A 22,487-nucleotide genomic window follows, 5' to 3' on the forward strand; every position below is an offset into this window, starting at 1 on the left:
CACTCCGGCGTGTATTCTGCTGACAAGAGACAACTGGGTCTCGCGGGCGGCCGTGACGTCGCTACCTCAGGGCGGTCCGGGCCATGGGCCCACCCGCCGACGTGTGACAAGGGACTGCGAACGATGACGACCCCGACCGAGGTCCACGACGACAAGCTGTTCCACCAGCCGCCCCTGCGAGAGCGTGTCCGGGTCCGCCTCGAGCGGATGATCATCGACGGGACCTTCGAGCCGGGCGCGCATCTGGTCGAGACCGACCTCGCACAGCGCCTCGGCGTGAGCCGGGGGCCGATCCGGGAAGCGTTGTACCAGCTCCAGCTGCAGGGGTGGGTCGATCTGAGGCCTCGTCAAGGGGCGTTCGTCCACCAGCCCTCGGTCGAGGAGGTGGACCAGTTCTTCCAGGTCCGTGCCCTGCTGGAGTCCGAGATCTCCTCCCTGGTGGCCGGGCACGTGACGGCGGCCGACGTCGACGCTCTGCGTGCGATGATCGAGGTGGCGAATCGGCATATCGCGGAGGGCAACGTGGCAGCCCTGGTCGCCGCCAACGCCGAGTTCCACGGCTACATCCACCGTCTCGCCGGCAACCCCGTCCTGGTGGACCTGGTCCAGATGCTCGACAAGAGGCTGCGGTGGTACTTCTCCGCCGTCACGATGGAGCGCGCCGGTGACGCGTGGCACGAACACGCCGCCCTGGTCGACGCCCTCGCCGAGGGCGACCGCGCACGGGCCGTGGCCCTGACGCGCTCGCACAACGAGCGCACCCGCTCGGCCTACCTCACGCACCGGCGGGTGCTCCAGGCAGCGGACGAAGACTGAAACCCGGTCCGGGTCGCCGCGGGCTCAGGAGGTCTGGAACATCTCCGAGAGCCGGCCGGACGCGGTGATGAGGTCCGGGTCGGTGACGACGTCGACGACGGTGACCGCATCGCTGGTCGCGGCAGTGCGCATGGCCTCGTCGAGCTGACCCGGCTCCTCGACCGTGATGCCCTCCGCGCCGAGGCTGCGGCCGTATGCCGCGAGGTCCACGTCGCCGATGTCGACGGCCGACAGGCGGCCCATCTCCTGGGCCTGGTGCATCGCGATCGTGCCGTAGAGCCCGTTGCGCAGGACGACGATCGTCAGCGGCAGGCCGTAGCGCACGGCGGTCTCGACCTCGCTGCCGGTCATCAGGAAGCCACCGTCGCCGACCACGCCGAGCACGTGCCGGTCGGGGGAGGCAGCCTTGGCGCCGACGGCGCCTGGCACGGCATAGCCCATCGCGCCGTTGATGGGCGCGGCCTGGCTGCGGGGGGTCGTGAACCGCCAGTACTGGTGGAGGAATCCCGAGAAGTTGCCCGCGTCGCTGGTGACGATCGTGTCGGCGGGCCACGCGCGCTTCATGGCCTCGATCACAGCACCGGGGTCGCAGCCCCGGGCCGGGGTGCGCGGGGGGGCGCATGTCGACTCCAGGAACCGTCGGTGCGCGGCGTCCCAGGCCCGGTGCGGCGCGGTGGGCGGTTCGGCTAGCAGCGCCTCGATCAGCTCGCGCGGCTCGGCGACGACAGCCTCGTCGACGGGCAGGCCGGCGCCGAGGGTGAGCGGATCGGCGTCGACGTGGATCCGGTGCGCCGAGGCGGCGGGCAGCGTGAACTGCTGGGTCGTCATCTGGTCCAGCGCAGCGCCGAGGATCAGCACCACGTCGGCCTCGCGGAGCGCGTCCACGGTGCCGGGCGCGGGCGAGACACCGAGGTGGCCGAGGTAGAGCGGGTGGTCGTTGGGGAAGACGTCCTGCCGTCGCATCGCGGCGTACACGCCGAGACCGTAGGCCTCGCAGAGCGCGACGAGGCGGTCGGTGGCGTGGCGAACGCCCGCGCCGGCGATGACCACCGGTCGCTGCGCCCGTTCCAGGGTGCTCCGCAGCCGGCGGACGGTCTCGGGGGGACATCCGGCGGGCGCGACGGGCGCGAGCGGCGCCGGCGCAGGCCCGGTGAACTCTTCCGCGAGCAGGTCGGCGGGCAGCGAGATCATGACCGGGCCGGGGCGTCCGGAGACTGCGATCCGGAGCGCGTCGGTCACCATCTCGGGCAGCCGGTCCCCGCGGCGGGCGGTCATGGCCGCCTTGGTGATCGGCCGGTAGAACGCCGGCAGATCGACCTCCTGGAAGGCGCCGCGGAAGATCCGCGGCGTCTCCACGTCCCCGATCAGAACCAGCATGGGCGTGCCGTCCTGGTGAGCGGTGTGCACGCCGATGCTGAGGTTCGCCGCGCCCGGACCCCGGGTGGCCATCGCGACGGCGGGCACGCCGGACGTCTTGGCGTCCGCGTCGGCCATGAACGAGGCGCCCGACTCGTGCCGGGTGGAGAACTGGCGGAGCGCGGGGTGCCGGTCGGCGGCGTCGAGCACCTCCAAGAAGCTCTCGCCGGGCACGGTGTAGAGCCGTCGGACGCCTGCGCTCGCGATCGCGTCGATCATCGCGTCGCCTACATGGGGCATGAATGTGCTCCTCGGGACCTCGAAGGTGGTGCCGGCGCGGAAGATCGCGTCAGCTGGGACCGGTGCTCAGCGCCCCGTCGACGAGGCGGGGAGCGGCCAGGGGGTTGTCGGCGCGCAGCGGGGCCGGCAGCAGTTCGTCGGGGAAGTTCTGGAACGTGACCGGCCGCAGGAAGCGGCGGATGGCGGTCCACCCCACCGAGGTGTGCGCGGGGAAGGTGGAGGAGGGGTACGGCCCGCCGTGCATCATCGCGCCCGTCACGGACACTCCCGTCGGGTATCCGTTCCACAGCACCCGGCCGGCCTTCTCCACCAGCGCGGGCAGGAGCTGACGGACCAGGTCGTGGTCGTCGGGCTCGCCGTGCACGGTGGCGGTGAGGCTGCCGGGCACCTGCGCGATGACGTCCAGCACGTCGGTGGGGCTCGCGTATCGCACCACGACCGACAGCGGCCCGAAGTGCTCGACGAGGAGATCGGGAGCCTCGCGCACGCGCGCGGCGTCCACGACCACGAGTGCGGCCTCGCGCTCCAGACCCCGGCGGCGGGCCTGCCCGTGCACCACGGCGTCGTCTCCGAGAGCAGCCTCGAGCGCGCCGACCGAGGTGTCGAAGGCGCTGCCGATGTTGGCGGCCAGCACCGGCAACGCCTCCTGCTCGCGGACCGTCGTGGCGAGCAGGCCCACGAAGCGGTCGCCCGCGGGGCCCTCGGGCACGAGCACGAGGCCCGGCTTGGTGCAGTACTGCCCGGCGCAGAAGAGGAAGGAGCCGGAGAGTCCTTGCGCGATCGCGTCCGCGCGCGCCTCGAGAGCGGCCACGGTCACCAGGACGGGGTTCAGGCTGCCCATCTCGGCGTACACCGGGATCGGCGTCGGTCGCCGCGAGGCGAGGTCGAACAAGGCTCGCCCGCCGGCCTCCGACCCGGTGAAGCCGACCGCGGCCACCTGCGGGTGCTGCACGAGCGCGGCGCCCACCTCGTTCCGGGTGCTCTGCAGGAGGGAGAAGGTGCCGGCAGGGGCGTCGTGCTCGCGAAGGGCCCGCACGATGGCACGTCCGCACAGCTCGCTGGTCGCGGGATGGCTGGGGTGGCCCTTGACCACCACCGGGCAGCCGGCCGCGAGCGCGGCGGCCGTGTCGCCGCCCGGCGTGCTGAATGCCAGGGGGAAGTTGCTCGCGCCGAACACCGCGACCGGGCCGACGGGCACGTTGATCCGGCGCACGTCGGGGCGCGGGACGGGCACGGCCCCCGGGTCCGGCGGGTCGACGAGCGCGTCGCGGTGCCAGCCCTGCCGCAGCACCCGGGCGAAGGCGCGGAACTGCTCGGCGGTGCGGACCAGCTCGCCCTCGGCGCGGGCGCGGGGGAGCGCGGTCTCCGCCTCCACAGCCGAGAGGATCGCCGAACCGTCGTGCACGAGGGCCGCGGCGATCGCGTCGAGGAGGTCGGCGCGACGCGCGTCGTCCCAGTCACGGAAGGAGGCGAACGCATCCACGGCGGCCTCGACCGCTCGGTCCACCTCGGCGACGGTCGCCTCGGCGAAGGCCGTCGCCAGCTCCTCGCCGGTGCGCGGATCGACTGCGTGGAAGACACCGCTCGAGCCGCGCGTGGCCGCACCGGCGACGAGCTGGTCGCCCGTGACGGTCTCGGTGGTCTCGGTGGTCTCGGTTGTCATGCGTCTTCCTCCTGGGCCCAGCGCCGGTACTCGGCCTTGGCCGGCGCATCCGGCGGATAGGTACCCCGCAGGGGGGCCCCGGCGGCGACCTTGGCGAGGATGTAGGCCTCGTGCCGTTCCTGGGCGGCGGCCGCCACGGCGACGTCCTCGGCCAGGTGCCGGGGAATGCAGACGACCCCTTCCTCGTCGGCGACCATGACGTCCCCCGGATAGACGGCCACGTCGGCGCAGCCGATCGGCACGTTGATGTCCACGGCGTGGTGGAGGGCCAGGTTGGTGGTGGCGGAGACGCTCGCGGTGAAGCAGGGCAGCCCGGAGGCGGCGATCCGGTGCGAGTCGCGGACGGAGCCGTCCGTGATGAGGCCGCTGGCCCCTCGGACTTGCAGTCGGGTGGCCAGGATCTCGCCCGCGGACGCTGCGCGACCGCGGCCGCGGCAGTCCATCACGAGGACCTGCCCCGGCCCGACGGTCTCGATCGCCCGACGCTGCGGGTGGTCGTAGTCGTCGAAGGCGGAGAGCGTGTCGAGGTCTTCGCGGGCGGGCACGTAGCGCAGCGTGACCGCTTCGGCGACGAGGCGGGCGGCGGCGGGGTTCAGCGGCCGGAGGCCGTGCAGGAAGGCGTTGCGCAGGCCGCGACGGAACAGCTGCGTGGTGATCGTCGCGGTGCTCGCGGAGCCGAGCAGCTCCCGAACGTCGTCGTCGAGCGGTGTCATGGTCTCCTCCTGGGCCGGACCCTAGCGAAGACTGTAGACAATTTGCAACACTGGTGTTCGAAGAGAGGGGGTCGGCCATGGACGAGCGTCCGGGGGAGCTGCTGCCGTTGTCGGGGGTGCGGGTGGTGGACCTGACCCGGGCGTTGTCGGGTCCGTTCTGCACGATGCTGCTGGGCGACCAGGGCGCCGAGGTGGTCAAGATCGAGCGGCCGGTGGTCGGGGACGACACCCGGCGCCAGTCCAACCCGATGGTGGGTACGGAGAACTCCGCGTTCTTGGCGGTCAACCGCAACAAGCGCAGCGTGGCGGTCGACCTGCGCGCCGAGGCGGGGGTCGAGGTGGTGCGGCGGCTGGTCGCGGTCAGCGACGTGGTCGTGGAGAACTTCCGGCCCGGCAAGGCCGAGCAGATGGGGCTGGGCTACGAGCAGCTGCGCGAGCTCAACCCGGGGCTGGTCTACTGCTCGATCTCGGGGTGGGGCAGCGACGGGCCCTACGCCGCGCGGGGTGGGTACGCCTCGACCGCCGAGGCCGCCGGCGGGCTGATGAGCGTCACCGGCGAGCGCGGCCGGGGCCCGGTCAAGGTCGGGGTCTCCATCGTGGACTCCCTGACCGGCCTGTACGCCAAGGACGCCATCACCGCCGCCCTCCTGGCCCGCGTCCGCACCGGCGTGGGCCAGAAGGTCGAGACCTCACTGCTGGAGTCGACCGTCTCCATCCTGTCGATGTCGGCCTACGCCTACCTCCTCGGCGGCGTCGTCGCCGGCCGCTGGGGCTCCGAGCACCAGTGGCACGTCCCCTGGAAGGCCTTCCCCACCGTCGACGGGTTCCTGGTCATCGCCACCAACAACCAGGAGCAGTGGCGCAAGATCTGCGTGGGCATCGAGCGGCCCGACCTGCTCGAGGACCCCCGGTTCACCACCATGGCCGACCGCGCCGCGCACCGCGAGATCCTCTACGCCCTCCTCGACGAGGTCTTCGCCACCCGCACCACCCACGACTGGGTCGCGCGCCTGGACGCCGTCGGCGCCGCCGCCGCCCCCGTCAACACCATCGACCAGGTCTTCGCCGACCCCCAGGTCCTGGCCCGCGACATGCTCCAGAGCGTCGAACACCCCACCCTGGGCCCGATCGCCCAGGTCGGCCACGCCCAGAAGCTCCACGGCACCCCCCACCAGATCACCCTCCCCCCGCCCCTGCTCGGCCAGCACACCCGCGAGGTCCTCACCGACCTCGGCGGCTACACCCCCGACGAGATCGACGAGCTCATCAGCGGTCGAGTAATTCCTGCAAACTGTTGACAGAAAGCAGTCCGCGTCCCTTAGATGGGTCCCGGGCCGCCCGTGACGGCGGTCACATGCCCGTCGGATCCGACCAATGAGGACTGTCTTGAGCACCTACACCGAGCAGCTGGCCGAGTACGTCACCGCCACGACCTACGACGCGCTGCCCACCTCGACCGTGGCCGCCGCCAAGCGCGTGACGCTCGACCTGATCGGCGTCGTCCTGCCGGCCATCAACTACGGCCCCGGCAGCGTGATGAACCAGTACGTGCGGGAGACCGGCGGCCCCGGTCAGGCCACCGTCGTCGGCACCGACATCAAGACGAACGCCGCCAACGCCGCCCTCGCCAACGGGACGATGGCGGCGGACATGGAGCAGGACGACGTCCACCCCGAGTCGAACCTGCACGCGAGCAGCGTCTTCGTCCCGGCGATGCTGGGCGTTGCCGAGGAGCTCGGTTCCTCGGGCCGCGACTGGATCAACGCCCTGGCCGTCGCCTACGACGTCGGCTGCCGGATCTCCATCGCGATGGACAACGGCCGGCAGTACGCGAGCGGCTTCCACCCGACGGCAGTCTCCGGCACCTTCGGTGCCGCGGCCGCGGTGGCACGGCTCCTCGGCCTCGACGCCGCCGGTGTCAACAGCACCATCGGTCTCACCGGCTGCCAGGCGGCCGGCATGCTCACCTGGGAGATGGAGACCGAGCACTACACCAAGTCCTTCCAGAGTGGGGTTCCGGCGCGCAACGCGGTCGTGGCCGCGCAGCTCGCCGCCCGGGGCTACGTCGGCGCCAGCAACACCCTCGACGGGAAGTACAACGTCTTCGACGCGTTCTCCAACCACCGGAACTTCTCGCGGCTGGTGGAGAACCTCGGCGACCGCCACGAGATCGAGTACACCGGGTACAAGTTCTACTCGGTGTGCCGCTTCATCCACTCAGCCATCGACCAGTTGCTCGATCTGTCCGCGGAACACGGTTTCGCGGGCGCCGACATCGAGAGCCTCGACGTCTGGCTGCCGCACACGCAGGTGCCGATCGTCGACCACAACACGCTGATCACCCACAACCTCCAGTACTCGCTCGCGGTGGGTATCACCGACCGGGTCGTCGAGCGCGCACAGACCTCGAACGAGCGCTTCGCGGACCCCGCGCTGCAGGCGATCGCGGCGAAGGTGACCCTTCGCGGGGCCGACGACCTGGAGGCCCTCTACCCCGCCCACTGGCCCTCGCGCGTGCACATCCGCCTCACCGACGGCCGGACCTTCGACAGCGAGAAGCACGACCCGCGGGGCACCTCGTTCGTACCGGTGACCGACGCTGACATCGTCGCGAAGTTCGAGGGCATGGCCTCCCAGGTCCTGCCCGCAGAGCGGGTCAACCAGATCGTCAAGATCGTCGACGAGCTCGAGACCCTCGACTCCATCCGCGAGCTAACGGCCCTGCTGGTGCCGTGACCTCGACCCATCCGGGCCGCCGCCAGAGCCTGCTCTGAGCGAGCCCACCGTCTCGTCCTAGGAGAACGCATGGCACTACGGAAGCAGCACACCAAGGTCTCGGGAGTCACCAGCGGCGCCTGGTCGTCCGCCGCCGCCTCGCCGTTCTCGCGGCGCGGACTGCTCAAGGCCGGCGGGCTCGCTGCCGGTGCCGTCGCCGCCGCCCCGCTGCTCTCGGCCTGCGGCCGCGGGTCCGGCAGCGGCTCCTCGGGCAGCAGCTACAACATGTGGGTCATGTCGGACACCGTGCCGATCATGAAGCACTTCGTGGCCAAGTACCGCGAGAGCGAGGACAGCAAGTTCAACGCGAACATCACCGAGATCCCCTCGGGCATGTCGCTGCGCGCCAAGATCATCTCCGCCTCGGCTGCCGGCCAGCTGCCCGAGCTGCTCGACGTCTCGATGAACTACAGCTCGGACTTCGCCACCTACAACCTGTTCGAGCCGCTCGACTCGCTGATCTCGTCCGACCTGGCGTCGAAGTACTCTCTCTACGACCGCGTCTGGAAGTGGGCCGACACCGCGAGCATCCCGGGCTACGAGGGCGACCAGCAGGTCTTCGGGATCCCCTACGGTGTCTCCGTGTTCGTCCCGACGTACCGGGCCGACCTCTTCCGGGAGGCCGGTGTGGAGTTCCCGACGACCTGGGAGGAGCTGGTCACCGTCGGACAGGCGCTGACCCAGGCGCCCCAGCGCTACGCGCTGTCGGTGCCGACCTCGGGCGACCTGATGGACGAGTTCCACCCCTTCCTGATGCAGGCCGGCGCCCAGTACGTCAACGACGACCTCACCGAAGCCTTCCCGAACCGGGAGGCCGCCTACGACGGTTTCGAGTTCTATCGCGACCTCTCGGCGCGCTACAAGATCGCGCCGAAGGAGGCGCCGGACCGCTTCGCCGGCGACCCCGTGCAGCGCCTGACCTCCGGCCAGGTGGCGGTGACGACGCTCTCGGTGCTCAGCGTCAACGCGATGCGCAACGAGGCAACCGACCTCGAGTTCGGCCCCGACAAGGACTGGTACATCTCGAAGTTCTGGTCGGGCTCGGGCGGCCCGGGCGGCTACTTCAACGCCAACTGCATGCACATCCGCAAGGGCGTCAAGAACGTCGACGGTGCCATCGGCTTCATGGAGTGGATGCTCGAGCCGGAGCAGCAGGCGGAGATGTACAAGTCGTTCAACCGCCCCCCGATGAACACGACGGTGTGGGACGGCGAGCTGGGCGATGACCCGGAGTTCCAGATCTACCGCGAGTCGATCGAGCTCAGCGAGCGCCAGGGCGGGTTCCGCGGGTGGAAGCTGGCCGAGTTCACCATCGACCGAGGAGTCGAGCGTGTCGTCATCGACGGCGAGGACGTCAAGTCCGTCGTCGACTCGACCGCGACCGACATGATCCAAGCCCTGCAGAACGCCTGACGCCTCGGTGACAGGGCGGAGAGGTCACCATGAGAGCGCGCGCGATCCCAGAAGCTGAGCCCGAGAGCGTTGTCGCGGCTCCACCCGCGGACCGAAGTAGCGGACAGCTTCGGCAGCGGCGGGAGCGGCGGCAACGCCGGCAGCGGCCCCGTGGGGACTGGCTCAACCTCCTGCTGTTCCTCGGCGTCCCGATCGTCCTCATCGTGGCAGTCGAGATCATTCCCATGCTGGGCGTGGTCTGGATCAGCCTCACCGACTACAACCCGCTCGAGCCGGACAGCTGGACGGAGTTCGTCGGCGGCGAGAACTACAGTCGCATGCTCGACGACTCCCTGTTCTGGAAGTCGCTCGGGAACACCTTCTTCTTCGCGGTCCTGTACCTCCCGATCTCGATCCTCGGTGCACTCCTCGCGGCGACGCTCTTGAACCAGAATCTCCGCGGGAGGCTGGTCTACCGAGGCATCTTCTTCATGCCCGTGGTGGTGTCCTGGGTCGTGGCCTCCACCATGATCATGTGGTTCCTGGACCCCTCCTCAGGGTTTGTCTCGATGGTCAGCCAGGAGCTCGGTTTCGGCCGGCTGCCGCAGCTGCTGCAGGACGAGTCGACCGCCATGCCAGCGGTCGCGTTCGTCGCGATCTGGAAGTACTTCGGCTACAACACCGTCATCTACCTGGCTGGCCTGCAGTCGGTGAATCCTGCGCTGGAGGAGGCGGCCAAGGTCGACGGGGCTTCCGCGTTCGGCCGGTTCTGGTACGTCACGTTGCCGGCCCTGCGCCCCGTGACCGCGGTCGTGGTCATGCTCAACATGATCCAGGCGATCCGGATCTTCGACCCCATGCTGATCATGACGAACGGCGGTCCGAACTACGCGACCACCTCGACGGTCCTCTACGTCTACCGCATGGCGTGGGACAACCTCGAGTTCGGCTACGGCAGCGCCATCACCGGCGCCCTTTCGCTGATCATCTTCGCGATCGCGGGCCTCCAGTTCTGGTTCTTCAACCGAAGGAGCGTCGAGGGGTGAGCATCCTTCCCGTGAGTACCCGCCGGCCCGCGCGCCCGGTCCGCGAAACGCCGCGGACCTGGCTCTCGAAGGCGGTGACCTACGTCCTGCTGACCCTGGGCGCCGTGGTCATCCTGGGCCCGTTCCTGTGGATGGTCCGGTCCGTGATCACGCCGAACAGCGTGCTGTACTCGCGTGGGGGCGGCGGGGTGATCCCGCGGCACTTCACCCTCGACCACATCACCGGCGCGTTCACCGAAGGCATCCAGCCGTTCGACGTGTACTTCGTCAACAGCCTCATCGTCACGGCCATCGCCGTCGTCAGCAACGTCTTCTTCTGCGGCCTGGCCGGCTTCGCCCTCGCCCGCTTCGAGTTCGTGGGACGGCGTGCGTTGCTGATCGTCATCGTCCTCATGCTGGCCATCCCGATCGAGTCGCGAATCATCCCCTTGTACATCCTCGCGTCTCGCTCTGGCTTCTCGAACACCTACTTCGGCATCGCTCTGCCACTGCTCGTGACATCGCTCGGCATCTTCCTCATGCGCCAGTACGTGATGACCATCCCCAGGGAGATCGACGAGGCTGCGACTGTCGACGGGTGTTCGGCGTGGCGGTTGTACTGGCAGATCATCTTCCCGATCTGCCGCCCCGTCATCGCGGCCATCGCGATCTTCACCTTCATCACCGCCTGGAACGACTTCCTCTGGCCGCTGGTGATCACCCAGACCCAGGACATGCAGACGTTGCCGGTGGCGGCCGCCAACCTGGCGGTGGTCAAGGATCAGCTGCGGTGGGGCACCCTGCTGGCGTTCTCACTGCTCTCGGTGCTGCCCGTGCTGATCTTCTACCTGTTCATGCAGCGCCAGTTCATGGCCGGGATCACCGGGGGAGCCGTCAAGGAGTAGAGCGCAACGCGCCAGAGAGGATCCATGAATGCACGTAACCTGGACCGCCGACGGACACGTCGCCCGCGTCGCGCTCTGCCGACCGCCGGTCAACGCGTTCAGCCGGGAGATGATCGCGGACCTCGAGATGGTCCTCGCAGAGGTGGAGAGCAGTGACGCTCGGGCCGTGGTCGTCACCGGGGGGTCGCGGTTCTCCGCCGGGGTCGACGTCGGGCTGCTGGCTCAGGCCCCGCCCGAGGACGCCATTCCGCGCAACGCGTCCTTTCAGCGCGTGTTCGACCGGATCCAGCACCATCGGCTGCCGTTCGTCGCAGCCGTGAACGGTTACGCGCTCGGCGGGGGGTGCGAGCTCGCCATGGCCTGCGACATCCGGGTCGCCGCCCGTGACGCCTTCTTCGCGCTACCCGAGATCGGCCTCGGCGGCCTGCCCGGTATCGGAGGCATGGCTCGCGTGCAGCGACTCGTGGGGCCGGGCAAGGCGCGCCAGCTGGTACTGACCGGCGACCGGATACCCGCCGAGGAGGCGTACCGGATCGGGCTGGTCGAGGAGCTCGCCGAGCCCGGCTGCGCCGAGACAGTGGCGCAGGAGGTTGCCGAACGGATCGCGGCCCGGCCACCTCTCTCCGTCCAAGCCGGGAAACGGGCTCTCGACCAAGGTGCGGACGTCAGTCTTGTGGCAGCGCAACAGATCGACCTTCGGTACTGCGGCGAGATCGCGGGTACCGAGGACCGCCAGGAGTCGCTCCGGGCGTTCCTCGAGAAGCGGCCGCCCGTGGTCGTCGGCAGGTGAGTGCCGCGCGCGGCGTCGACGACTGGTCCCGCACGCCGGACCGGGCCGCCCAGAACGAGACCTTCGGCCCACGCCGGGTCGTCGTGAGCGATGCGCTGGTGCGGCGCCACGCCTTCGTCCACGACGCCGCGGTCTCGGCGGTGAGCCTGCCGACCGGCGAGGTGTCGCCCCTGGTCGTGGGCAACGACCTGCTGCGCATCTACGAGGAGCGTCACCAGCGCCACGCTGACGTCGGTGGGCTGCACCTGCGCGAGTCGCTGCAGCTGCTGTCGCCCGTGTGGACAGGGGAGGTGCTGGAGCTCTCCGGCCGGTACGCCGGCTGGTTTCCGCGGGGCGACGTGGCGTGCCTGGTCGTCGATGCCGAAGCGCACGGCGAGGACGGACGCCTGATCGCGCGGGCGCGCGCGACGGAGTCGCTGCCGGCCGCTCCCGACGGTGTGCCCGAGCGCCCGCCGCTGCCCAGCCTTCCACGCCGGGTGTCTCCTTCGGCGGGCCCGGTGGGCGAGGCCGCACACCCGTGGCGCACACCGATGCCCGGCGCACGGCTTCCCGAGCTCCGCCGCCGGCTGGAGCAGGAGCACCTCTCGGTGTACTCCGGGGGCGCGTCGTTCGAGCGGAACCTGCACACCGACCCCGACAAGGCGGCCGAGCGTGGCTACGCGCGTCCGGTGGCGCAGGGCATGCACCTGTGCGGCTTGGTGGACGAGCTGTGCCGCCAGCACCTCGGCGTGCGGTGGTGGCTCGGGGGCGAGCTCGACGTCCGGTTCGTGGGACCGGTGCTGGCCGGCAGCCCCTTGGTGGTCGGCGGTGCCGTGGTCGCTACCGACGAGCGCGGCGGCAGCCGGGTCGAGATCGACGTCTGGGTCACCTGCGGTGAAGACGCCGTGCTGGTCGGAGTGGCCTCCGCGCCGCGCTGAGCCCGGCCGCCCCGGGAGCGACACCGGCCGGACGCGGCACTGCAGGCTCAGAGCGCTTTGGCGATGATCTCCTTGTGGACCTCGTCGGCGCCCTCGATGATCCGGAACACGCGCGCGTCCCGGTAGAGACGTTCGACCGGGTACTCCCGACACCACCCCATGCCGCCGTGCACCTGGACGGCGACGTCCGCCACCCGGTTCAGGGCGCGCGTGGCGTGCAGCTTGGCGATCGAGATCTCGCGAGCGAACAACCGTGACAGCTCGATCTCCGACCGGCCGGCAGCGCGCGCCTCGTCGCACAGGCGGGCTGCCTTGTAGGTCGCCTCGCGGGCGAGGTACGGCTCCATGGCGGCTTCGGCCAGCATCCAGCGGATGCCCTGCTTGTCGAAGAGAGGCTCGTCGAAGACGACCCGGTCGCGCGTGTAGGCGATGCTCAGCCCGAGCAGCCGCTCCATGGCGCCGACGCAGTAGGCGGCCATCTGGAGCCGACGCTGCGCAACCGACGCCAGCCCGAGGCGCAGGGCCTCGCCGGGGGTGCCCAGCACCTGGTCGTCGGGCACGAAGCAGTTCTCGAAGACGAGCTCGCACTCCTCCATGCCCGACCAGCCCATCATCCGCTGGGCCTTGCCGACGGTGAAGCCCGGCGTCCCACGGTCGACGAGGAACGCCGTGACCTGCGGCGTGCGGCCGCGCAGCGGGGGACCCGTGACGGCGAAGACGATCGCGAAGTCGGCGTTGCCGTGACTGATGAAGTGCTTCGCGCCGTTGAGGACGTAGCCTCCTTCGACCTTCTCCGCGCGGGTGCGCATCGCGGAGTTGTCCGACCCGGCGCCGGGCTCGGTGAGGGCGAAGCACTGGGCCCGCTTGCCCGCGAGGACGGGGTCGAGGTAGCGCGAACGCTGCTCCTCGGTGCAGGCGAAGAGCACTCGGTGCGGCCGCGCGAGCAGGTAGCTGAACGGCCACGAGGTGTGGCCGAACTCCTCCCACAGGCGGGTCTGCTCGGCGATCGTGAGACCCGGCCCGCCGAGGGTCTCCGGCACGTTCGCCGTGTAGAGACCGAGCTCGACCGACTCGTCGACCAGGGACTGCCAGACCTGGGGATCGATGTGGTCGGTGTCGTCGACCTCCTGCTCGATGGGGTGGATACGCTCCCGGATGAACCGCCGCGTGGTGGCGGCCATCTCCTCGAGCTCGTCGGGTGCCAGCGTCATGGTCGTCCTCTCACGCCGTCGCGGCGGGGTGGTCGGCCACACCCACCACCCCGTCGCGGGCGAGCTCGTCGATCTCGTCGGGGGTGTAGCCGCCGAGGTCGGTGAGGACCTCGCGGGTGTGCTGGCCGAGCAGGGGCGGGGGGAGGGTGATCTGGTGGGGGGTGCCGTGGAGCTTCTGGGCGTGGCCGACCTGGGCGATCGGGCCCAGGGTGGGGTGTTCGACGCTCTGGAGCATGTCGCGGGCCAGGACCTGGGGGTCGGCGAAGACCTGGTCGATGGTGTTGACGGGGGCGGCGGCGGCGCCGACGGCGTCCAGGCGCGCGACCCAGTCGTGGGTGGTGTGGGTGGCGAAGACCTCGTCGAGGAGGGCGTAGAGGATCTCGCGGTGCGCGGCGCGGTCGGCCATGGTGGTGAACCGGGGGTCCTCGAGCAGGTCGGGCCGCTCGATGCCCACGCAGATCTTGCGCCACTGCTCCTCGGAGCTGCTCGCCACCACGACGTAGCCGTCGGTGGTCTCGAAGGCCTTCCAGGGGACGTTCCACTGGTGCTCGGAGCCCCAGCGGCCGGCGACGACGCCGCCGAGGAGGTAGGCGTAGGCCGACATCGACAGGATGGAGACGGTCGACTCCAGCAGTGAGGTCTCGACCTTCTGGCCCACGCCGGTGCGGACGCGGGCCAGGAGGGCGGCGGTGATGGCGTCCTTGGCGTACAGGCCGGTCAGGGAGTCCACGATGGAGACCCCGACCTTGACCGGGCCCCGGCCGCGCTCGCCGGTGACGCTCATCAGCCCGCCGGCGGCCTCGGCGGTCGAGGCGTACCCACCCCGCGCGGCGTAGGGCCCGTCGCTGCCCCACCCCGAGATCGAGCAGTAGACCAGCCCCGGGTTGAGCTCGCGCAGCTGCTCGTAGCCCAGCCCCATCTGCTCGGCCTTGCCGGGCCGGAAGTTCTCCACGACCACGTCGCTGACCGCGACCAGCCGCCGCACCACCTCGACCCCCGCCTCGGCGCGCAGGTCGACCGCCACGCTGCGCTTGTTGCGGTTGACCGCCAAGAACGCGGAGTTCTCCGTACCCACCATCGGGTTGGACTGGCGCCGGGTGTCGTCCCCGACCACCGGCCGCTCGATCTTGACCACCTCGGCGCCCTGGTCGCCCAGCAGCATCGTGCAGAACGGACCCGACAACGCCCGGGTCAGGTCCACCACCCGCACCCCCGACAACGGCAGCACAGCGGCTTCGGCCTTCACCATGGTCGCCTCTCTCATTTGTCTACAGTCTACGAACGAGTGTTGCAGGCCTGGGTTTCCGTCGTCAAGGCACCCGGTCGGGTATGGCGTCGGTCACAGAAATGTCGGACGATCGAGTGGTGCTCGTGCATCTGCTGCCGGAAGACCTCAATGTCATTGCGGTGCTGTGCCGCCCCGGAGAGACCGACAACGGCGGTGCGGGGACCGGCCCACGGCAGGGATCCGTGCTGGCGCCGAGCTCCGGGCGGAGTCGCCCGCCGTCCTGGCGCCGACGTGTGGCGGCGATGCTCCGCGCGCGCCTCGGGTCACCCCGGGCCGGAGGCTAGGCCTCTCGCCTGCGCCCCCGTACGGACGGCTGTCGCGGTCCGGCCGCTGCGCTACGCGCTGGCCGTCGCGTGGGCGACGAGCCGGTACGCCTGGACCAGCTGCCGCTCGGCGCGCGCCAGGTAGGTGTCGAGCAGCGCCGCGGCCTCCTCGCCGCGGCCGGCCTGGACGAGGGCGCAGATCCGGGCGTTGTCCTCGAGGTAGGGCGCGTGGAACTTCTGGGGCGCCGCCATCACGTGGAAGACCAGGCGCAGCTCCGCCATCAGCTGCTCCATCAACTCGTCGATCCGGGGGCTCCCGGCGAGGGCCCCCACCGCGAGGTGGAAGTGCATGTTGGCGGTGCCGACCTCCTGCCACTGGCCCTCACGGGCGGCCGTCTCGCCCTCGGACACCGCCGACCGGAGCCGCGCCACCGCGGCCTCGGGCGGTTCCGGGGTGCGGACCGAGGAGCACTCGAGCACCCGGCGCAACCGGAACAGGTCGGCGACCTCGTCGAGCGACGCCTCCCGGACGAAGACGCCCCGGTTGAGCTCGTGCACGAGCAGCCGCTCGTGCACGAGGAGGCGGAACGCCTCGCGCAGCGTGTTGCGGGAGACGTCGTGTGCGCTGGAACTGAGGTAGCGCCAGAATCCGAACATCAGTTGCGCGACGATCTTGCCAGGTGCGGCCTGGCGCCCGCCGGCCTCGCGGATCGCCCGGTCCAGGTGCTCGCGGGGCTTGGTGTTGACGTCGACCTGAACTTTGACGTTCCGCCGCAGCGTGGGATCCCAGCGCCTCTTGGTTCTCCACACCGGAGCGAACACCTGGGTTCCGCACAGGGTCCAGTGCTGCGGGTAGGCGGTGTGCTGCTCGAGGGCGGTGTTGTAGGCGTTGCGTAGTCCGACCTCGACGTGGGCGAGGTCGTGGAGAATGGCTGAGCTCGTTTCGGTGTTCCACTCGTACAGCTCGAGCGCAAGGTCTTGGTCACCGCCGGTGGCGGTCAGATAGACGCCGAACCGAGCGGGGCTCAGCCAGCGCGTCACCCAGGCGCCGGCGGCGAGTGGCTGCGGTGGCTGCGAACTCGTCATTGGAGCCATTATCGGGTAGTCTTCTTCTCGATAAGCCCCAGTGGACCTCTGACCTCACGGTCATGTCGCTGGGGCTAAGAACGTTTTCAGGGCCGATGTGGCCCGAACCCACTTGCGCCGACGCACGGGCTAACCAAGAGCGCGCGGCCTTCCAACTGGGTGCGCGTCATACGGTTTGGGGGCTCACCGGCGCGCGCGAGCAAGGATCGGGTGGACCGCCGCCACCAACTCGCGGAGAACGTCGCGGACCCGGGGATCCTCAGCCGGCGCGTACTCTGCCACCGCTCGGGCCTGCGCGAGCGCCTCGCGAGCAGTGGCGAGCGCCGCGTCCCGATCTCCAGCCGTCATCACGCCAGAGTCGCCGCTGTCGCCGCCGTCAGGATTTCGACCGAACGCCGCCACGTCCGCCCGCGCCAGCTCGAGTGCATCCTCGTAGTGCGCGACGACGGTTCTCGCGGCCCGGTACTCCCGGTCAGCGTTTCCGCGACACGTTTCGGAGCAGTACAGCTGCGGTCGTCCCCGGGTGACCTCGCGACGGAACTCGCGGCGGCACGCCGGTCGAGCACACCGGCACGTCAGGCTCGCAACCTCTTCGAGGCGTCCATCACCTACCGGAGGCGTGATAGCTGCCGACTCAGTCATCGGCGCTCCGGAAAAACGTCGAGAAAAGCAACTCCAACGACGGTGGGCACGCCTCATGCTCCAGTGCGCGAGGCGCCGATCGACCGGAGGCGCGCCGAGAAACCCCCGAACAAATCGGGATCGTCGCGAGAAATCGGCAGGAAACGTGATCGTGAGTCGGAGTGTCGGCGCCTCCTGGTCCACTGGTGCCGATAACAGTGGAGGTGGGCCAACAGGTCCAAGCAAGCCGAACGCCCGGCACTGGAATGCCGGGCGTCGGTGGCACGAGCCGAGGGTGTCGACCCACACCGGTGCTACCAGTGGATGACACCACCCGGCTCGTGTCCAGCGCAAGCGGACACGAGGAGGTAGACCCCGCCGGCCAATGTTCTGACGGCGCACCTCGGGCGACCCCGCCCACGGCTCTCGTGCAGTGCTCCAGGGTTGCTGCACTCATTCCACGACCGCCTCTAGGAGGCATCCCATGACCGAGCAGCACCACAACCCCACCGAACTCACCGCCAGCACCCCTGGTGCGGCCAGACATGCCCGCGGGGTCGTCCCCTTCCAGCCGGACGACCCCGTCATGAAGTCGCCCTACGCCCACGGCGCATTCGTCTTCGCGACCCTTCCCGCCGAGTGGGACACCCCCGCCGTGACCACCTGGCTCACCACCATCGACACCGCCCGACAGGCCCTGCGTGCTGCGTGCACTCCTGACGTGGTTCGCGTCGCGACGATCGCCGTGGGGTTCGGGCCTTCGTTCTTCTATCGGCCCGACGCCACTGTGCGCTTCGCCGGGGTGACTCCGCCGGCGGGATTCGCTCAGCTGCCTCCGATGCCGCACGGCGCGGCGGTGCCGGCCGACGTGTGCTTCTACATCGTGGCGATCGCCGAGGCAGAGATCGCCAAGTTCGTCAACGCGCTCGCGGCCAGCGGCGTCACCGGCCTGGCGATGGAGCACGGCTACAAGTCCTATCCGGACGAGGAGGCGTTCGGGTACCGAGACGGGGTCCGCAACATCCCCGTGTCCTCGCGCAACGATTTCGTGTTCATTGACGCCGACCGCAACGCCGAGGAGCCGGACTGGACCCACCACGGCACCTACATGGCCTACATGCGCATCGCCCAGAACCTGGCCGCGTTCCAGGCGATCCCGGCCGCCGAGCAGGACCAGGTCATCGGCCGGGACCGGACGGGCCGCCGCCTCGACCTCCCCGAGGGCACCAAAGCAAAGGACGAGCCGTCCTTCGCTACCGACGACCCGCGCCTGGACTCCCACGTCCGCAAGGTCGGTCCGCGCGGGTTCGAGCACCGCGACGAGACCCAGATCTTCCGTCGCGGCCTGCCGTTCTTCGAGGTGCGCGACGGCCAGGTCGTCCAGGGGCTGCAGTTCGCCTCCTTCCAGGCCTCGCTCGACCAGTTCGACGCGGTGTTCAACCGGTGGATGCTCAACCCCGACTTCCCGCGGTCCGGGACAGGGGTCGACGCACTCGTGGCGCGCGGCCTGATCACGATCGAGAAGTGGGGTTTCTACTTCGTGCCTCCCGACACCGACGGCCCCATCGGGATGGGCATGTTCGCGCCCGCCAAGGAGACGCGGAAGCCGAAGACGGGCAGAGTGGCGGTCCGCAAAGAGCTGGTCGACGCGAACGGGACACGCGTCAACGGCGACCTGGGCGGCTTCACCTTCCAGATCACCGACCTGGAGGGCAACCCGGTCGGAGAGTCGTTCACTTCAAACTCGCATGGCCACGCGCTGTCGGGCGAGATCCCGCTCGGCGACTACCAGCTGACCGAGCTGCCCCCTCAGCCCCCGCAGCCGCCGATGCCAGCGGCCGGGCCGGTGTCGTTCACTCTCCGCTCCGCCCAGGAGGTCGTGAAGGTCCGCAACCAGCTCACCCCCGCCGCCGGACCGTACAACGGCTGAGCCGACACCTGACACAGCGGGATATGTCTCCGCCGAGACCGAAATCTGTCAGGGACTCTTCCCATGGTGGGAGCCCAGGAGCGAGGTGTGAAGTGAACAGAACAGGGACCAAGCTGAAGGCGCAGCTGACTTGCAGGCGCTGCCGGGCCGAGGTCGTGGTGTGCGTCCCGGTGAGGGTCGCATCGCCGCCGGAGGTGTGGTGTGACCACCCCTCACACGGGCCGGTGGACAAGGACGCGCGCGGCGATCTGGTATGCCCGGAGTGCTTCAACCCATGGCACCTGAGCGGCGAGGCGCTTATCGACGCCATCGAGGACTCTCTGCGGCGCCACTTGGACTACTGGGCCCGGGTCGGGTCGGTCGAGCTGAAGTGCGGGTGAGGAGATCGACATGAAGGCGTTCATCTCTTCGGTCCGTCGCGGACTCGGGCCTGAACGGGACTACCTGGCTGAGCTCATCCTGGCTTGCGGCCACACACCGCTGCGGTTCGAGGACTTCGGCGCCCAGGACCTCACCAGCCGAGGGGCGTGCCTCGGGGGAGTGCAGGAGGCCGACGTCTACCTCTTGATTCTCGGCCCGCACTACGGCACCGAGGTCGATGACAGCGGACTGTCTCCGACCGAGGAGGAGTTCAACGTCGCTATGGAGCGCGGGATCCCGGTGTACGTCTTCGTGAAGAGCGGTATCGAGGTCGACCAGGCGCAAAGGGAGTTCATGGACCGGGTCGGCAACTACAAGGACGGCCGCTTCTGGGCCGAATTCGCCGACAACGCACAGCTCGGGGTGCATGTCGCGCGTGTGCTGCGCGAGCACCGGGAGCCCGCGCCGCCCTTCCGCCAGATGGCGTTGACCCGCCAGGTCCAGGTGCCATGGCGCACGGGGCAGCTCTCGGTCCCGCAGACCCGTGACGGGTCACCCGTGCTCGAGGTGCACGTCCTGCCGATTGAGTCGACCGCGCTCCGTCCGGTCGCGCACTTGGCGGCGCTGGCTGTGCAGCTCGCAAGCGACGCACGCCGCCAGGGCTTCTTTGGACACGGGGACGCGCTGGACATCGCCTCTGACACCGAGCTCGCGTGGGCTGTGCGTGCCGAGGACCGTGGCCGGCGCGGCGGTTGGAACGAGGTGCGCCTCGACCCTTCGCCGGCATCTACGCCACCAGGGGCGGCGCGGTCGCCATCTTTCAGACCCTGCCGAGTGACACGCTCGGCAGCCTGGTCGACGAGCAGGACCTGACCCAACGGTTCACCGTCCTGCTGCGCCATGTCGTGCCGTACCTGCCCGAGTCTGAGCACATCACGGTCGCCGCGGCCATTGACCCTGCCGACCGAGTGATGCTCGGCGATCCGTCGACCGTGGGGCACCGCAACAGCGGACACATGGGTTTGGGTCGGGGGGAACCGGTCAGGGCTGACCCCGCCGATCAGATCCGAGCCACCGCGCTCGCGCCGCACCTTCACGACGTGTCACGGGACCTGGCTGCCCGCATCGTCCAGACGCTGCGCCATCGACGCTGAGCGCCGCAGTAGGCCAACGACAGGAGCAACCATGGCGACCGAAGAAGAGGACCCGCGCGACCGGGTGTGGCGGCTGCTCATGGAGAAAGAGCGCTACACGGACTGCCCGCGGGAGGTGATGGGCGCGCTGGATGCGCTCGGAGTGACCAACGACGTGGAGGTTGCGCACGCCGAACTCACCTACGACGACACATCCGGTGCCACCGATTGGACAATCACGGCCGCCACCCGGTCCACGCTCATCCGGATTCGAGCCTCCGCCACCCGCGCGGACCGGCAGGTGTGGAGCGTCGGACGACACCGCGACTCAATCGAGTACACCGTGGCGCCAACCGTCGACGTAGACGTTCGACCGTTGACCGACATCGAGCGAGTCGAGCTGAACAACGTCGGCGCCACGGACGCCTGGCAGCCCGGCGCCCAGGTCGTGCAGACCTGGACGTTCCACTTGCGCGGCGCAGACACCGTCGAACTCCGCGTCGACACCGGCGACCGGTTCCGGAGCGAGGCCGTTGGTCAGATCTGCTCGTTGTTCGCTCGCCAAGTGACATCCCGGTCGTCCTAGGTCCAAGCCGACGCACGGCTCGTCTCGGGAGCTCGGCGGGTCGACCAGTTGGACCGCGCAACATGCAGGAGACGCCTGTCGATGCGCCGACGCAGGGAGGGAGCGGCCCATGATGCGCTCGACTCCGACGCTCCGATCGGGAGGCCGCATCGATTAGACGGCGCAAATCAATTCGGATCTGCCGAGAGTCGGGCGCTTCCAGCCTGATCAGGCGGGGGCGCCAGAGGCGTACCACTCAACCAGCCGACCGGCGAACACCTCGGGCCGGGAGTAGGCGGGATCGAGGCCGAAGTGGTCGCTCGGTTCAGCACGCAGGAACTCTGCGATCTCCGCTACGGGTGCCTCGGCGTGCAGGCGGTCCACAAGTGGAACGTAGAGGCAGGAGTACTCGTCATCTGGCCCGCCAAGGTCGGGACGGACGCCAATGGGGTCCCACTCATTCAGAAGCCGCTGCAGCCCGCGCCAGTCGTGCGCCGCAGCCAGCTGCTCCAGGACCTTCTGGACGGCGCCGCCGTGAACGCTGTCATCCGGCTCCAACTGCATTGCTTCGATTGCGCCGCCGAGCATCTGCCAGACCTCGCCAGGGGCGCGCTGCTCGAACGCGACATCTGCGAGCGCGTCAAGAGCGAGCCCGAGCTCGTTGTGGCTGAGGAGGTCTTCGTAGAGGAAGAGTGCCTCGTCATCCGGATTCGTCAGCTGGCTGCGCGCACTCTCGAGTTGGGCGCGCACTCTCGCCCACAGCTGGGTCAATAGCTCCGACACGCAAACATCATCGCGGAGAAAGGGCAGGCCATTCGACGAACCGCACACGTGGTAGGGCGGGTCGAGAGTGTCTTGGAGCGGCTGCTCATGTTGCTTTCAATGCCGGACCCATGTGCTCATGGACTACGGTTTGCGGTGCTGGTGGGAGCCGGCTCAACTGGATACGGCTGGTGCACCCCTGGGGTGCACGGACCCGAGCTAACGGGATGGAACCGGAGGCAACGGGACCCGGTTTCACGCTCAGGGCGGCGGTTCGTGCGTGGTCGAGCGTGATGGTCCTACGGTTCAACTCCCCCCTCGCGCACGTGTGACAGGCCGCGGGTCCTCGGATCCGGGGCTTCGTCCATTTCCGGGCCACCTTGGTGTGGCGGCGGGCTGGAGAACGTCGCATTGTTCGGTTGTCGCCGTTGCTGCAGCGTGGCCTCCTCGTGTGGCTGTGGGTGCTCGTTCAGTCACCTATGTCGCAGCGCCGGCGTCGGGCGATCAATCGGTCGAACATTTCTCGGAGAAACCCTCCACGTGTGTGGCCCTCGTGCGCCCCAGGGGTGCACGAGGCGGCGGGTCGAAGGGGTCACGGCGGATACGCCTCGACGAT

General features: G+C 69.6%; 20 protein-coding genes. 12 read left to right on the forward strand and 8 right to left on the reverse strand.

From position 1 onward, the window contains the following. Positions 1–123 precede the first annotated feature (123 nt). Complete coding sequence (locus NOCA_RS01555) at positions 124–816, forward strand: GntR family transcriptional regulator (RefSeq protein ID WP_011753536.1); 693 nt, start codon at positions 124–126, stop codon at positions 814–816. Positions 817–840: 24 nt separating this feature from the next. Here NOCA_RS01555 and NOCA_RS01560 read toward each other — a convergent pair whose 3' ends face one another. The 3 genes from NOCA_RS01560 to NOCA_RS01570 are packed head-to-tail and all read right to left on the reverse strand — an operon-like array spanning position 841 to position 4,848. Beyond that, a complete protein-coding gene (locus NOCA_RS01560; RefSeq protein ID WP_011753537.1) occupies positions 841–2,472 on the reverse strand; it encodes a thiamine pyrophosphate-dependent enzyme in 1,632 nt (543 codons plus the stop codon). Between the two features lie 49 nt (positions 2,473–2,521). Further along, a complete protein-coding gene (locus tag NOCA_RS01565; protein WP_011753538.1) occupies positions 2,522–4,135 on the reverse strand; it encodes an aldehyde dehydrogenase (NADP(+)) in 1,614 nt (537 codons plus the stop codon). Beyond that, a complete protein-coding gene (locus NOCA_RS01570) occupies positions 4,132–4,848 on the reverse strand; it encodes a ribonuclease activity regulator RraA (protein WP_011753539.1) in 717 nt (238 codons plus the stop codon). Before NOCA_RS01570 ends, NOCA_RS01565 begins: the two co-directional genes overlap by 4 nt. A 77-nt stretch (positions 4,849–4,925) precedes the next feature. Here NOCA_RS01570 and NOCA_RS01575 point away from each other — a divergent pair, with 77 nt between their 5' ends. The 7 genes from NOCA_RS01575 (at position 4,926) to NOCA_RS01605 (ending at position 12,652) form a co-directional block, all read left to right on the forward strand. Next, positions 4,926–6,146, forward strand: a complete 1,221-nt coding sequence (locus tag NOCA_RS01575) for a CaiB/BaiF CoA transferase family protein (RefSeq protein WP_011753540.1) — start codon at positions 4,926–4,928, stop codon at positions 6,144–6,146. 88 nt (positions 6,147–6,234) lie between these two features. Continuing rightward, positions 6,235–7,584: an MmgE/PrpD family protein gene (locus NOCA_RS01580; RefSeq protein ID WP_041546018.1), complete on the forward strand. Its 1,350-nt coding sequence runs from the start codon at positions 6,235–6,237 to the stop codon at positions 7,582–7,584. A 69-nt stretch (positions 7,585–7,653) separates the two neighbouring features. Further along, positions 7,654–9,036 carry an ABC transporter substrate-binding protein gene (locus NOCA_RS01585; RefSeq protein ID WP_011753542.1) on the forward strand — a complete coding sequence of 461 codons (1,383 nt, stop codon included), beginning with the start codon at positions 7,654–7,656 and terminating at the stop codon, positions 9,034–9,036. Positions 9,037–9,239: 203 nt separating this feature from the next. Then, a complete protein-coding gene (locus NOCA_RS01590) occupies positions 9,240–10,061 on the forward strand; it encodes a carbohydrate ABC transporter permease (RefSeq protein WP_158305616.1) in 822 nt (273 codons plus the stop codon). Further along, positions 10,058–10,945, forward strand: a complete 888-nt coding sequence (locus NOCA_RS01595; protein WP_041546019.1) for a carbohydrate ABC transporter permease — start codon at positions 10,058–10,060, stop codon at positions 10,943–10,945. The genes NOCA_RS01590 and NOCA_RS01595 overlap by 4 nt, the downstream gene beginning before the upstream one ends. 28 nt (positions 10,946–10,973) lie before the next feature. Then, on the forward strand, positions 10,974–11,735 hold the full coding sequence (locus NOCA_RS01600; RefSeq protein WP_011753545.1) for an enoyl-CoA hydratase/isomerase family protein: 762 nt from the start codon (positions 10,974–10,976) through the stop codon (positions 11,733–11,735). Next, positions 11,732–12,652 (forward strand): MaoC family dehydratase, encoded by a 921-nt coding sequence (locus NOCA_RS01605; protein ID WP_011753546.1) that lies wholly within the window; start codon positions 11,732–11,734, stop codon positions 12,650–12,652. The genes NOCA_RS01600 and NOCA_RS01605 overlap by 4 nt, the downstream gene beginning before the upstream one ends. Before the next feature lie 47 nt (positions 12,653–12,699). Here NOCA_RS01605 and NOCA_RS01610 read toward each other — a convergent pair whose 3' ends face one another. From NOCA_RS01610 to NOCA_RS26915, 4 genes are all read right to left on the reverse strand, one after another. Continuing rightward, positions 12,700–13,863, reverse strand: coding sequence for an acyl-CoA dehydrogenase family protein (locus tag NOCA_RS01610; protein WP_011753547.1), 1,164 nt, complete (start codon positions 13,861–13,863; stop codon positions 12,700–12,702). A gap of 10 nt (positions 13,864–13,873) precedes the next feature. After that, positions 13,874–15,127, reverse strand: a complete 1,254-nt coding sequence (locus tag NOCA_RS01615; protein WP_238383400.1) for a CaiB/BaiF CoA transferase family protein — start codon at positions 15,125–15,127, stop codon at positions 13,874–13,876. A 359-nt stretch (positions 15,128–15,486) separates the two neighbouring features. After that, positions 15,487–16,500 (reverse strand): GntR family transcriptional regulator, encoded by a 1,014-nt coding sequence (locus tag NOCA_RS27870; protein WP_197687800.1) that lies wholly within the window; start codon positions 16,498–16,500, stop codon positions 15,487–15,489. A gap of 183 nt (positions 16,501–16,683) precedes the next feature. Continuing rightward, entirely contained in the window at positions 16,684–17,142 is a 459-nt protein-coding gene (locus NOCA_RS26915) for a hypothetical protein (protein WP_140404202.1), read from the reverse strand. A gap of 463 nt (positions 17,143–17,605) precedes the next feature. On the opposite strand from NOCA_RS26915, the gene NOCA_RS01630 reads away from it, so the two are divergent. From NOCA_RS01630 to NOCA_RS01650, 4 genes are all read left to right on the forward strand, one after another. Then, the gene (locus NOCA_RS01630; RefSeq protein ID WP_011753550.1) at positions 17,606–19,051 is read left to right on the forward strand and encodes a Dyp-type peroxidase; all 1,446 of its coding nucleotides are present in this window, start codon (positions 17,606–17,608) and stop codon (positions 19,049–19,051) included. A 390-nt stretch (positions 19,052–19,441) separates the two neighbouring features. Beyond that, positions 19,442–20,284: a DUF4062 domain-containing protein gene (locus NOCA_RS25375; protein WP_011753551.1), complete on the forward strand. Its 843-nt coding sequence runs from the start codon at positions 19,442–19,444 to the stop codon at positions 20,282–20,284. Positions 20,285–20,316: 32 nt separating this feature from the next. Continuing rightward, a complete protein-coding gene (locus NOCA_RS01645; RefSeq protein ID WP_041546023.1) occupies positions 20,317–20,565 on the forward strand; it encodes a hypothetical protein in 249 nt (82 codons plus the stop codon). 31 nt (positions 20,566–20,596) lie between these two features. Beyond that, positions 20,597–21,130: a hypothetical protein gene (locus NOCA_RS01650; RefSeq protein WP_011753552.1), complete on the forward strand. Its 534-nt coding sequence runs from the start codon at positions 20,597–20,599 to the stop codon at positions 21,128–21,130. A gap of 207 nt (positions 21,131–21,337) precedes the next feature. Here NOCA_RS01650 and NOCA_RS27875 read toward each other — a convergent pair whose 3' ends face one another. Then, complete coding sequence (locus NOCA_RS27875; RefSeq protein WP_197687799.1) at positions 21,338–21,892, reverse strand: hypothetical protein; 555 nt, start codon at positions 21,890–21,892, stop codon at positions 21,338–21,340. Positions 21,893–22,487 lie beyond the last annotated feature (595 nt).

It is taken from the genome of Nocardioides sp. JS614 (assembly GCF_000015265.1).
Classification (GTDB): Bacteria; Actinomycetota; Actinomycetes; order Propionibacteriales; family Nocardioidaceae; genus Nocardioides.